Here is a 12,259-nt window from a genome sequence, read left to right on the forward strand (position 1 = left end):
TACCGCCGGCTAGCGGACCACCGGCTCCGCAATGCCGACGGCGGGGCCACCGGCCTCGATCACTGCCCCGGCAGCAAGGCACAGATCCTCGCGGTAGCGCCCCGCCACCACCTGGACGCCCACGGGACTGTCGCCGGCGCTGCCCATGGCCACGGTCAGCCCGGGCAATCCCATGAAAGGCAGGCCGATCTGCGTCATCTGCGCGCGCCATACGCGACGGTAGGCCGCGTCGCCCTCCAGGTCCAGGTTGTCGGAAAACGGCAGCTCGGCGGACACCGGCAGCAACAGCACGGGATATTCCGTCAGGAACAGCTCCCACAGGCGCGTCAGCGTCGCGCGGCGCGTCAACACCGCCGAGAACCCGGCCATGTCCATGCCGGCCACGTTTTCACGCTGGCCCTCCAGGGCCACCTGCGCGCCGCGGTCTCCTTCCTTGCGCGCGGCCTCGACCATGGCGTCGTAGCCATCCGCCATCCACATGCGGATCTGCAGGTCGGCGGCCTCCTGCAGCGGCGGCAGGGTATCGATCGTATCCACCGCCCAGCCCGCCTCGCTCAAGCGCCGAGCGGCATCCTGCAAGGCCTTGACCACCGCCGGCGCGGTCTCCATGCCATCGGGATTCAGGCAAAGCGCCACGCGCCGCGGCCGGTCCGGACCGGTCAACGGCGCCGGCACCCACCACGGATCGCGCGGATCGGCCGCGGCCATCACGGCCAGGCCCAGCCGCAGGTCGGCGATGCTGCGGCCCAGCGGGCCGGACACCGCCGTGATCTGGCCGCCGATGGTGCGTTCGGGCAGGGCTGCGTTGTAGGCGGGCACACGGCCCAGCGACGGACGCAGGCCGTGCACGCCGCAAGCGTAGGCGGGGTAGCGGATCGAGCCCGCGATATCGGTGCCATGCGCCAGATGGCCGATGCCCGCCGCCACCGCCGCCGCGGCGCCGCCGGACGAGCCTCCCGGCGTCAGCGCGGGATTGCGCGGGTTCAAGGTATTGCCGTGCAGCCGGTTGCCGGTGAACCATCGCAATGAAAACGCGGGGGTGTTGGTGCGGCCGATGATCACCGCGCCCGCCTTGCGCAGGTTGTCCACCACCGGGTTGTTGGCCGTCGCGATCACGTCCTTCTGCAACGTCACGCCGTTGGTGGTGGCAAAGCCGGCCTGGTCCACATTGACCTTGACCGTCACCGGCACACCCGCGAGCGCGCCAGGGTCTTCCCCGCGCGCCAGGGCCTGGTCCACCAGGGCCGCCTGCGCCAACGCATCCTCGGGCCGGTGATCGACCACGGCGTTGATCAGGGGATTCACCGCCTGCAGGCGATCCAGCGCGCTCTGCGCGGCCTGGACTGCGGAAACATCGCGCCGGCGGATACGGGCGGCAAGCTCAACTGCGGACAAACGCCAAAGATCGGACACGCGGCACTCCTCTGTCTGGTCAACGGAAACCGGCGGCCAGGCGCCGCCGGACGGTCCACCTTAGCGCCCCTTGCACGCGTCCACAAGCCGGGGCGCACCGCCAGGCCATGCGCTTCAGTCCTCTTCGAACACCTCGACAATCGCGTCCGCGACGGCGCGCACCCGCGCTGTCCGGTTCAGGTCGCCATGCATCACCAGCCATAAATCATAGGGCTCGCTGCGATGAGGCCAGATCCGCACCAGGTCTGGATACTGCGGCGCCATATGGATGGGCAGTTCGCCGATGCCCAGGCCCGCCGCCACCGCCTCGATGATCATCAGGCCCGAATTCAATTCCATGGCAATGCGGCCATTCCCGGTGGGCTCGCCACAGAAGGTGTCCGACCAGCCCGGCAGCACGGCCTGCTGGTAGGTCACCAGCGTATGGCCGGCGAAGGCGGTTCCGGGACGCGGCTCGCCATGCGCCTCGAGATAGGAGCGGGAGGCATACAGTCCGACTTCCTTGCGCGCCAGATGGCGCTGGATCAGGTCGGGATTGTCCGGCTTGATATTGCGGATTGCCAGATCGGCTTCGCGCCGGGTCAGGTTGCTCAGCTGAATCGAGGTCGACAGCGCGATGCGGATGTCGGGATGCTGCACGTGCAGCCGGCTGATGGCTTCCATGATGAAATAACTGGCCACGGTCTCGGATGTCGCCACCCGCACCACGCCCGACAGCCGGTGGTCCAGCCCCTGCATCTGCCGTTGCAGCTGATCGGCGGCCTGCTCCATGCGCTCGGCCGCGGCAAATGCCTGTTCACCCGCGGCGGTCGGCACATAGCCCGACGGCGTGCGCAGGAACAAGCGGGCGTCCAGCGAAGCCTCCAGCGCCGCCAGCCGGCGGCCAGCCGTGGCCTGATCGATCTGCAAGAGGGCCGCGGCGCCACGCAGGGTGCCATTGCGGTAGATCGCCAGGAAGATGCGCGCGTTGTCCCAATCCATGCAGGCGGCTCCGCCAAGGCCACGGCGGATCGCCACGGCGCCAAATGGTTGATGCAAATTTGCATCACTATAAAGCAGATTCTCCTATTTTTTTGCATCAGCGGAACCCCTAATCTGTGCACCTCGGAAGTCCCCGGAAGTTCCTGTCATGCGCCCCGCCTGTTCCACTGCCCCGCTCCCCGTCGAACCCGCCCTTCGTCCCGCCGCGACCGGCCTGCTGCCCCTTGTCACCCTGGCCATCGGCTTCGTCATGGCCATGCTCGACGTCACCGTCGTCAACGTCGCCCTGCCCAGCATCGCGCAGCAGTTCACCGTGCCGCTCACCGATCTGGTCTGGATCGTCGACGGCTACACCCTGACCTTCGCCGCCCTGCTGCTGGTGGCCGGCGCCCTGGCCGACCGCTATGGCGCCAAGACCGTCTATCTGGCGGGGCTGGGCGTCTTTACCCTGGCCTCGCTGCTATGCGGCATCGCGCCCGGGGGAGACCTGCTGATCGCCGCCCGCATGCTGCAGGGCCTGGGCGCCGCGCTGTTTATGCCCAGTTCGCTCAGCCTGCTGACCCATGCCTATGAAGACGACCAGGTGCGCAATCGCATGCTGGCCGCATGGTCGGCCATCGTGGCCGTGGCCGGCGCCGCCGGTCCGCTGCTGGGCGGCGTGCTGATCCACCAGTTCGGTTGGCGCGGCATCTTCCTCATCAACCTGCCGCTGGGCCTGGCGGGCCTGTGGCTGGCGCGGCGCCGCATCCAGGCGGCCCCGCGCCGCCCGCGCGCGCTCAATCCGCTGAGCCATGTGTTCGGTGTCGTCGCGCTGTCATCGCTCTGCTTTGCGTTGATCCAGGGCAACGCCTACGGATGGGACTCGTTGCCCATCCTGGGCGCGGCGCTCGTGTTCCTGCTCGCCGCCACGCTGCTGATACACCGCGAACGGCGCCATGCCGAGCCGATCATTCCGCGCGCGCTGTTCCAGACCACGCAGTTTGCGGCGGCCAACGGCGTGGGCTTTCTCATCAACCTCGCCTCGTACGGCCAATTGTTCCTGCTCAGCCTGTTCCTGCAACAGGCCCGCGGCGCCGACGCCCTGGAGACCGGCATCCAACTGGTGCCCATGCTGGCGGTGTTCTCCATCGGCAACCTGATCTCGAGCCGCATATCGGCGCGCTGGAACGTATCCGCCTCGCTGCTGGGCGGCATCCTGTTGGCGACGGTCATGAGCCTGGCGGGCCTGGCCGCGTTCACGCCCGACATGCCCTACCGGCCCTTCGCCGCTGTGGTGGCGCTGGCGAACCTGGGAGTCGGCATCGCGGTGCCGGCGATGACCAGCGTGGTCATGCAGGTGTCGGGCAAGCATCACGCCAATAGCGCCGCGGCCGCGCTCAACGCCAACCGGCAATCGGGCGCCCTGGTGGGGGTGGCACTGATGGGCACCATCCTGCACCTGCTGCCGGACTGGCATGCCAGCCTGCCCGCCTCCTACGTCATCATCGCCGCCGCTTATCTGGTTGCCGCGATGCTGGTATGGCGGCACCTGCGTCACGCCCGCAACACCTGACGGGCATCGGCGGCTGGCCGTCATCTGGCGGCGAGGCCGTACCGCCGTGAAGCCACGGCACCTCAACGGCGCGCGGCGCGGCCGGTCAATCGCGACGCAGGATCGCGATCCCGCGGCCGGCAAAAAAACGGTCGAAGACATCCAGCGGCACACAGGCATCGGCCTGCGCGCCCGGCTCGCCGGAAGGATTGTGGAAAGTCACGTGCTCCGGCGTGGCCCGCGTCACCAGCACCAGGTGGCCGCCCCGGGCGGGCGGTTCACGATCCGGCCATCGGATCCACGGATGAACCGATGCCATGAAATAGGCGGCGCGGCTCATCATTGCCGGCAGCGCCTCTCCCCGCAGGTCCACGCACACCTCGGCTTCGAGCCCGAACTCCTCGGCCACGAAGCGCACGAACGGCGCGTAGATCAGCCCTTTGATGCGCCCCTCGCCGTCCTCGGTGTAGGCGCCGTAGGGCATGCTGCGACGCGCCAGTTCCAGGGTCGGATGGACCTGCCGGGTGGTGGCGGCCAGCACCATCTTCAAGCAGGCCATGCCGCAGACATGGCTGGCCCAGCGGGCATATTCCGCCACGTCCCGCGCGCCGGAGGCGCGCCAGGAAGGATCGTCCTCCAGCCGCAGTTCCTTGCGTATGATGGCGCCGGCCAGATGGGCCGATTCCCATTGGCAGAAATACGGCACCGCCCGCCGTTCGGCTGACCGCGACACGTCCATGAATCGCTCCGGCAAAAAGTGAATGGCGGTGTTGCGCAAGCAGGGGCCGCCGGCATCCCGCCATCTTGCCCGCCGAGGCCCCGCGTGGCAACCCGGCCCGCTTTGCTTCACAATGGACCTTCCTTGGACACCTTCCGGAGCCTCGCATGACCGACACGTCCCCCTCCCCCGCCATCCGCCGCGTCGCCATTGTCGGCGCGGGCACCATCGGCGCCAGCTGGGCCGCGCTGTTCCTGGCGTATGGACTCGAAGTCGTGGTCTGCGATCCCGCTGCCGACGCGGAATCCCTGACGCGCGCGCGCGTCGCCGCCGCCTGGCCAGTGCTGACCGAGCTCGGCCGCGTGGCCGCGGGCGCGAGCCCCGAGGCGCTGCGTTTCGATGCCGACCTGGCCGGCGCGTTGCGCGGCGTGGACTTCGTCCAGGAAAACGGCCCTGAACGCGAAGACTTCAAGACCGACCTGTTCGCGCGCATGGACGCGCTGCTGCCGCCCGAAGTGATCGTCGCCTCCAGCTCCTCCGGACTCATCATGAGCCGCCTGCAGGCACGCTGCCAACATGCGGCGCGCTTCGTCATCGGCCATCCGTTCAACCCGCCTCACCTGATCCCGCTGGTCGAGGTGGTGGGCGGCAAGCAGACCTCCGAAGCGACGGTCGAGCGTTGCATCGCTTTCTACCGCCAGCTGGGCAAGCATCCGATCCGCGTCAACAAGGAAGTCCCGGGCCATATCGCCAACCGCCTCCAGGCCGCGCTGTGGCGCGAGGCGATCCACCTGGCCGCCGACAATGTCGCCAGCGTCGCCGATATCGATGCCGCCGTGTCGCAAGGCCCAGGACTGCGCTGGGCTCTGTTCGGCCCGCACATGACCTTCAACCTCGGCGGCGGCGCCGGCGGCATGGCACATTTCATGGATCACCTGCTCGGCCCCATCCAGACCTGGTGGGACGACCTGGGAACGCCCGAGGTCACGCCTGAACTGCGGCGCCGCCTGATCGAAGGCGTCAACGCCGAAGCCGGCCAGCGCGACATCGCCGACCTGGTGCGGGATCGCGACGCGCAGCTGACGGCGCTGCTGAAGGTCCTGCAGCGCTGATCCGGCCCGGCAGCGCCAGCCAGCAACCCGCCGCTGTTATGCTGTCCGTTGCCCGGGACGCCACGCCGCCCGCTCTTTCACACGCAGGGATTCCCATGCTTTCCGTCATCCACGACACCGCCCATTCCCGCTACACCGCCACCGTCGACGGCGTGCTGTGCGTACTGGACTACCACCTGCGTGATGGCGTGATGACCATCACGCACACCGGCGTGCCCAGCCAGGTGGGTGGACGCGGCATCGCCGCCGAACTCACCCGCGTCGCCCTCGACACGGCCCGCGCGCAAGGCTGGAAAGTCCGTCCGCAGTGTTCCTATGCCGACGTCTACATGCGCCGCCACCCCGAATACAACGACCTGCTGGCCTGAGCCCTGCCGTGACCGCGCCTGACTCCACCGCCTGTCCCTGTGGCACCGGCAAAACCTACACCGCCTGCTGCGGCCGCTGGCACCAGGGCCCCCAAGCCTTGCAGGCTCCCACCGCGCAAGACTTGATGCGTTCGCGTTACAGCGCCTTCGTGCTGGACAAGCTCGACTACCTGCTCGAAACCTGGCATCCCACGACCCGCCCGGCCTCGCTCGAGCCCAATCCGCCCGCGATGAAGTGGCTCGGCCTGGCCATCAAGCAGGCCCGCGACCAGGATGCCGATCACGCCACCGTCGAATTCGTGGCCCGCAGCCGCCTGGCCGGGCGCGCCAGCCGCATGCGTGAGGTCAGCCGCTTCGTGCGTGAAGCCGGGCGCTGGTATTACCTGGATGGCGACCTAAGCTGAAGCCCGCCGGCGCGGCGGCATCTGCACGTCCTGGCCCACCGCCTGCGCCAGCACCGTCACCAGGTTCTTCAGCGCCGCATCGGCCGCGGCGCCCGCTCCTCCCACGATCGCCAACTCCGTCCGAGGCGCCGGCGCCAAACCCGACTCCGGCCCCAACACGCCATGCTCGGGCAGGCATGCGAAAGCCGGCAGCAGCGAAATCCCCAGCCCCGCCGCCACCGCGGCCTGCACACCAGCCAGGCTCTGGCTGTGATACGCGACGCGCCACGACCGACCGGCGCTTTCCAGCGCATAGATCATGCGCTTGCGATAGATGCAGCCGTGCGGAAACAACACCAGCGGCAGCGGCTCCACGCCCTGCAGCAAACGCTCATCTCCGACCCACGCCAGTTGCTCGGGCCACGCCGCCAGGCAAGGGCCTTCGCCGGGTTCCCGCTTGATCAGGGCCAGATCCAGTTCCCCGGCGCCGAGCCGGGCTTTCAGCTCCATGCTCATGCCACTGCCGGTTTCCAGGCGGATATCCGGATGGCTCGCGGCAAACCCAGCCAGCAGCGCCGTCAGTCGCGCCACATCGAAGTCCTCGGGAATGCCCAGCCGGATCGCCCGCGCGCGACGCGGCGTCGCCAGCGCCAGTTCCGCCTCGTCCGCCATCGCCAGCAGTTTGCGCGCGTAGGCCAGCATCAGCTCGCCATCGCCGGTGGCCTGCACCTGGTTGCCGGCGCGATCGCGCAGCAACAGGGTCCTGCCCACGGTCTGCTCAAGCTTGCGTACCTGCTGACTCACGGTCGATTGTGTGCGGTGCACGCGACCGGCGGCCCGTGTGAAGCTGCCTTCATCGACCACGCAGACCAGGGTGCGGAGCAATTCGAGATCGAGCATGAGATGTCCGTTTGAGAAGCCTCGGGGTCCCGGTTTCCGCGAACCTCGCCGCGGCGCCAGGCGTTTTCGCGTTCGTTTTCACCTGCCAGGAATGATATTTAAAATTTCACTGATAGCAGTTTTATTATTAATTTTACAACTTACCTGAGCAATCCTAAGCTGGCACCGTCCTCACCAATCTTCAAGGAAACGCCATGCCCCTGGATCACCTCCCGCGCCCGCAATGGCTCACTTTCGACTGCTACGGCACCCTGATCCAATGGGATGAAGGCCTGCACGCCGCCGTGGCCCGCATTCTGGCCGCCAATCAGGGGGCACAGCGCGCCCCGACGCCCACGCGGTTCCTGCGTATCTACGACGAGCACGAACATCGGTTGGAGCGCACCCCGCCCCATCGGCGTTTCGCCGACATCACGCGCGAAGCGCTGCGGCTGACCATGCACGACCTGGGACTCGAATATCGCCCGCAGGATGCCGCGCTGCTCACCGACAGTATTTCGGCCATGCCGCCATTTCCCGAAGTGGTCGACACGCTTGCGCTGCTCAAGCGCGCTGGCTTCCGCCTCTGCATCATCTCCAATACCGACGACGCCATCATCGCCGGCAATGTGGCGCAATTGGGCGGTCACGTCGACCGCGTCGTCACCGCCGAACAGGCGGGCGCCTACAAGCCGTCGCGCCGCATCTTTGCCCATGCCCATGACAGCCTCGGCGTCACCCCGGACGAAGTCGTGCACATTTGCGCCAGTCCCCACCTGGACCATGCCGCCGCGCGCGACATCGGCTTTCGCTGCGTGTGGATCGACCGCGGTACCGGCCGCCAGCCCTTGCCGGACTACCGTCCCGACGCTACCGTATCGACTCTGGACCAAGTACCCGGGCTGTTGCGCCAGGCCGGCTGGATGTAGGGAATCGGGCGGGCGGATATCACCGCCCGTTCCGGTCCGACATCCCGGCCGGCTCGACGCCGCCGCCCGGCACTCTCGCTCACGACGCCATCCTGGCGATTTCCAACTTCAATCGGGCAGCCAATGAACCACGATCCTCATTTCGCCAACGCGCTGTTCCACGCCGAGCACGTCAGCGCCCTGCGCGATGACCTTGCGCTGGCGCTGCGCGCCGCCGCCGCCCACGGGCTCGGCGAAGGCGTCTGCAACCATTTCAGCGTGGCGCTACCAGGAGACTCCGACCATTTCCTGCTGAACCCGCGCGGCCTGATGTGGCATGAGGTCCAGGCTGCCGATATCGTGCTGGTCGACGCCGAGGGTCGTAAGCTGGCGGGACGCCACGAAGTCGAACCCACGGCCATGTTCATCCACGCCGCAATCCATCGCATCGCCGGCAAGGCCTGTGTATTGCATACCCACATGCCCTACGCCACCGCATTGACGCTCACCAGCATCCGCGCCCTCGACACCACGCTCTCGCAGAATGCGATGCGCTTCCATGGCCGCATCGCGGTCGATGACGAATACAACGGCCTGGCGTTGGACGCCAGCGAAGGTGAACGCATTGCCCGCGCCATGCAGGGCACCGACATCGCCTTCCTCGGCAATCACGGTGTGGTGGTCTGCGGCGAGCGGCTCGACTACGCCTACGACGATCTCTTCTTCCTCGAACGCGCCTGTACCGCGCAGGTGCTTGCCGAATCCACCGGCCGCGCCTTGGCCCCGGTGGATCCGCTGATCGCCGGCAAGGTGGCCGCGCAAATACAGAGCGAACGCCTGCAGTCGGAACTGTTCTTCGCCGCATTGCGGCGCCAGTTGCCGGACGCCGCGCAGCGTCAGCCTGGCTGCCCTTCCTTCTTCCCCGGGGAGACCGGCACCTGCCTGGCTCCCACCCGCGGCGCCAGATCGTAGTAGCCGGAAAGCAACCGCCAATGAAAAAACCCCGCAGGCGTCAGCCTGCGGGGTTTTCTTCTTGAATAACTGCCTGATACTGACCTACTTTCACAGACGTCCGTCCACTATCATCGGCGCGAAGGCGTTTCACTGTCCTGTTCGGGATGGGAAGGAGTGGTACCACCTTGCTATGGGTATCAGGCTTGACCTGCCGAGCATCCCGCCTCGATGGCGAGCGCTCCAATCCTGGGTACTGCATGGCCAGCTTTGTTCGCGACGATCAGAGCCGGGCTCGATAATCGTGGCGCGCGCATGAACGGGCTTTTCATAAAAACAAAACCCCACAGGCGCGAGCCTATGGGGTTTTGAGCAATAAAAGCCTGACGATGACCTACTTTCACAGACGTCCGTCCACTATCATCGGCGCAAAGGCGTTTCACTGTCCTGTTCGGGATGGGAAGGAGTGGTACCACCTTGCTATGGTCGTCAGGCGTAACGGGTTGAGAGATTGTCTTTGAGGGACAACCGCTCCAATCTTGGAAGAAGCGCAACGTGTGGGGATCAGAGTGTGACTCGATGATCAACGCACAGTGGGTGTAATTGGTGTTGGCTGGCTGCTGACGGGGCAGCCAGATTTTGTATTGAACGACACTTGGAACGCTATACCACCAGGTCATAACCATCAGTGTTATAGGATCAAGCCTCACGAGCAATTAGTATCGGTTAGCTTAACGCATTACTGCGCTTCCACACCCGACCTATCAACGTCCTGGTCTCGAACGACTCTTCAGGGGGATCAAGTCCCCGGGATACCTAATCTTCAGACGAGTTTCCCGCTTAGATGCCTTCAGCGGTTATCTCTTCCGTACTTAGCTACCCGGCAATGCCATTGGCATGACAACCGGTACACCAGAGGTACGTCCACTCCGGTCCTCTCGTACTAGGAGCAGGCTCCGTCAAGTATCCAACGCCCACGGCAGATAGGGACCAAACTGTCTCACGACGTTTTAAACCCAGCTCACGTACCTCTTTAAATGGCGAACAGCCATACCCTTGGGACCGGCTACAGCCCCAGGATGAGATGAGCCGACATCGAGGTGCCAAACACCGCCGTCGATATGAACTCTTGGGCGGTATCAGCCTGTTATCCCCAGAGTACCTTTTATCCGTTGAGCGATGGCCCTTCCATTCAGAACCACCGGATCACTATGTCCTGCTTTCGCACCTGTTCGACTTGTCAGTCTCACAGTCAAGCACGCTTATGCCATTGCACTATCAGCACGATTTCCGACCGTACCTAGCGTACCTTCGAACTCCTCCGTTACACTTTGGGAGGAGACCGCCCCAGTCAAACTGCCCACCATGCACTGTCCCCGATCCGGATAACGGACCAAGGTTAGAACCGCAAACAAACCAGGGTGGTATTTCAAGGATGGCTCCACGTGATCTAGCGACCACGCTTCAAAGCCTCCCACCTATCCTACACAGGCCGGTTCACAGTCCAATGCAAAGCTACAGTAAAGGTTCATGGGGTCTTTCCGTCTAGCCGCGGGTAGATTGCATCATCACAAACACTTCAACTTCGCTGAGTCTCAGGAGGAGACAGTGTGGCCATCGTTACGCCATTCGTGCAGGTCGGAACTTACCCGACAAGGAATTTCGCTACCTTAGGACCGTTATAGTTACGGCCGCCGTTTACCGGGGCTTCGATCAAGAGCTTGCACCCCATCACTTAACCTTCCGGCACCGGGCAGGCGTCACACCCTATACGTCGACTTTCGTCTTTGCAGAGTGCTGTGTTTTTAATAAACAGTCGCAGCCACCGATTCTCTGCGACCCCATCATGCTAAGCGCGCAGGCGCTTCACACTACCGGGGTATACCTTCTCCCGAAGTTACGGTATCAATTTGCCGAGTTCCTTCTCCTGAGTTCTCTCAAGCGCCTTGGAATATTCATCCCGTCCACCTGTGTCGGTTTGCGGTACGGTCTCGTACAGCTGAAGCTTAGAGGCTTTTCTTGGAACCACTTCCAATCACTTCGCAAGCAATGCTCGCTCGTGCCGTACCCTTGATTTACGCGCCCGGATTTGCCTAAGCGCCATCTTCGATACGTCAACAGGGACATCCAACACCCTGATGATCTTCCGCGATCCGTCCCCCCATCGCACTGTACGACGGTGCTGGAATATTAACCAGCTTCCCATCAGCTACGCATCTCTGCCTCGCCTTAGGGGCCGACTCACCCTGCGCCGATGAACGTTGCGCAGGAAACCTTGGACTTACGGCGAGGGGGCTTTTCACCCCCTTTATCGCTACTCATGTCAGCATTCGCACTTCTGATACCTCCAGCAGCCTTTACAAGCCACCTTCGCAGGCTTACAGAACGCTCTCCTACCGCGTGTACAAAGTACACACCCGCAGCTTCGGTTTATCGCTTAGCCCCGTTACATCTTCCGCGCAGGACGACTCGATCAGTGAGCTATTACGCTTTCTTTAAAGGATGGCTGCTTCTAAGCCAACCTCCTGACTGTCTATGCCTTCCCACTTCGTTTCCCACTTAGCGATAATTTGGGACCTTAGCTGGCGGTCTGGGTTGTTTCCCTCTTGAGTCCGGACGTTAGCACCCGGTGCTCTGTCTCCCAAGCTGTACTTGCGGGTATTCGGAGTTTGCCATAGTTTGGTAAGTCGCCATGACCCCCTAGCTATAACAGTGCTCTACCCCCCGCAGTAATACTTGAGGCACTACCTAAATAGTTTTCGGAGAGAACCAGCTATTTCCAGATTTGTTTAGCCTTTCACCCCTATCCACAGCTCATCCCCTAATTTTTCAACATTAGTGGGTTCGGTCCTCCAGCACGTGTTACCGTGCCTTCAACCTGGCCATGGATAGATCATCTGGTTTCGGGTCTACACCCAGCGACTGAATCGCCCTATTCGGACTCGCTTTCGCTACGGCTTCCCTATTCGGTTAACCTTGCCACTGAATGTAAGTCGCTGACCCATTATACAAAAG

General features: G+C 64.3%; 9 protein-coding genes, 3 rRNA genes and 1 pseudogene (1 of these 13 cut by a window edge). 6 read left to right on the top strand and 7 right to left on the bottom strand.

Annotation, left to right across the window (positions count from 1 at the left end):
* Nucleotides 1-9 precede the first annotated feature (9 nt).
* Nucleotides 10-1,413: an amidase family protein gene (locus ACUTAG_RS07000; RefSeq protein WP_054471111.1), complete on the bottom strand. Its 1,404-nt coding sequence runs from the start codon at nt 1,411-1,413 to the stop codon at nt 10-12.
* Nucleotides 1,414-1,527: 114 nt separating this feature from the next.
* Nucleotides 1,528-2,394, bottom strand: coding sequence for a LysR family transcriptional regulator (locus tag ACUTAG_RS07005; protein WP_020929083.1), 867 nt, complete (start codon nt 2,392-2,394; stop codon nt 1,528-1,530).
* A 148-nt stretch (nt 2,395-2,542) separates the two neighbouring features.
* On the opposite strand from ACUTAG_RS07005, the gene ACUTAG_RS07010 reads away from it, so the two are divergent.
* Complete coding sequence (locus ACUTAG_RS07010; RefSeq protein ID WP_020929084.1) at nt 2,543-3,946, top strand: MFS transporter; 1,404 nt, start codon at nt 2,543-2,545, stop codon at nt 3,944-3,946.
* An 85-nt stretch (nt 3,947-4,031) separates the two neighbouring features.
* Here ACUTAG_RS07010 and ACUTAG_RS07015 read toward each other — a convergent pair whose 3' ends face one another.
* Entirely contained in the window at nt 4,032-4,664 is a 633-nt protein-coding gene (locus ACUTAG_RS07015) for a hypothetical protein (RefSeq protein WP_054447032.1), read from the bottom strand.
* A 146-nt stretch (nt 4,665-4,810) separates the two neighbouring features.
* Between ACUTAG_RS07015 and ACUTAG_RS07020 the strand changes: the two genes are divergently transcribed.
* The 3 genes from ACUTAG_RS07020 to ACUTAG_RS07030 all read left to right on the top strand — a co-directional run bounded on the left by ACUTAG_RS07020 (nt 4,811) and on the right by ACUTAG_RS07030 (nt 6,527).
* Complete coding sequence (locus tag ACUTAG_RS07020) at nt 4,811-5,755, top strand: 3-hydroxyacyl-CoA dehydrogenase NAD-binding domain-containing protein (protein ID WP_020929086.1); 945 nt, start codon at nt 4,811-4,813, stop codon at nt 5,753-5,755.
* 95 nt (nt 5,756-5,850) lie between these two features.
* Entirely contained in the window at nt 5,851-6,123 is a 273-nt protein-coding gene (locus ACUTAG_RS07025; protein ID WP_006385666.1) for a GNAT family N-acetyltransferase, read from the top strand.
* Between the two features lie 8 nt (nt 6,124-6,131).
* Complete coding sequence (locus tag ACUTAG_RS07030) at nt 6,132-6,527, top strand: YchJ family protein (protein WP_148318324.1); 396 nt, start codon at nt 6,132-6,134, stop codon at nt 6,525-6,527.
* On the opposite strand, the gene ACUTAG_RS07035 is transcribed toward ACUTAG_RS07030, so the two are convergent.
* Nucleotides 6,519-7,406, bottom strand: a complete 888-nt coding sequence (locus ACUTAG_RS07035; RefSeq protein ID WP_026384225.1) for a LysR substrate-binding domain-containing protein — start codon at nt 7,404-7,406, stop codon at nt 6,519-6,521. The two genes, ACUTAG_RS07030 and ACUTAG_RS07035, sit on opposite strands and share 9 nt — an antisense overlap.
* A gap of 194 nt (nt 7,407-7,600) precedes the next feature.
* On the opposite strand from ACUTAG_RS07035, the gene ACUTAG_RS07040 reads away from it, so the two are divergent.
* A complete protein-coding gene (locus ACUTAG_RS07040; RefSeq protein ID WP_148318322.1) occupies nt 7,601-8,314 on the top strand; it encodes a haloacid dehalogenase type II in 714 nt (237 codons plus the stop codon).
* A gap of 123 nt (nt 8,315-8,437) precedes the next feature.
* Nucleotides 8,438-9,172 (top strand): annotated as a pseudogene (locus ACUTAG_RS07045) (aldolase); the annotation flags it as partial.
* Between the two features lie 164 nt (nt 9,173-9,336).
* On the opposite strand, the gene rrf (ACUTAG_RS07050) reads toward ACUTAG_RS07045, so the two are convergent.
* The 3 genes from rrf (ACUTAG_RS07050) to ACUTAG_RS07060 all read right to left on the bottom strand — a co-directional run.
* Nucleotides 9,337-9,449: ribosomal RNA gene (gene rrf, locus ACUTAG_RS07050) — 5S ribosomal RNA — on the bottom strand.
* Between the two features lie 176 nt (nt 9,450-9,625).
* Nucleotides 9,626-9,738, bottom strand: a 5S ribosomal RNA gene (rrf, locus tag ACUTAG_RS07055).
* 201 nt (nt 9,739-9,939) lie between these two features.
* A 23S ribosomal RNA gene (locus ACUTAG_RS07060) occupies nt 9,940-12,259 on the bottom strand (it continues 561 nt past the right edge of the window).

This window comes from Achromobacter sp. CSND-B12, from assembly GCF_052906545.1.

Bases quoted from the DNA above. Each gene is read 5' to 3' on its own strand.
- ACUTAG_RS07005 (WP_020929083.1), bottom strand. From the start codon at position 2,394: ATGGATTGGGACAACGCGCGCATCTTCCTGGCGATCTACCGCAATGGC.
- ACUTAG_RS07010 (WP_020929084.1), top strand. From the start codon at position 2,543: ATGCGCCCCGCCTGTTCCACTGCCCCGCTCCCCGTCGAACCCGCCCTT.
- ACUTAG_RS07015 (WP_054447032.1), bottom strand. From the start codon at position 4,664: ATGGACGTGTCGCGGTCAGCCGAACGGCGGGCGGTGCCGTATTTCTGC.
- ACUTAG_RS07020 (WP_020929086.1), top strand. From the start codon at position 4,811: ATGACCGACACGTCCCCCTCCCCCGCCATCCGCCGCGTCGCCATTGTC.
- ACUTAG_RS07025 (WP_006385666.1), top strand. From the start codon at position 5,851: ATGCTTTCCGTCATCCACGACACCGCCCATTCCCGCTACACCGCCACC.
- ACUTAG_RS07035 (WP_026384225.1), bottom strand. From the start codon at position 7,406: ATGCTCGATCTCGAATTGCTCCGCACCCTGGTCTGCGTGGTCGATGAA.
- ACUTAG_RS07040 (WP_148318322.1), top strand. From the start codon at position 7,601: ATGCCCCTGGATCACCTCCCGCGCCCGCAATGGCTCACTTTCGACTGC.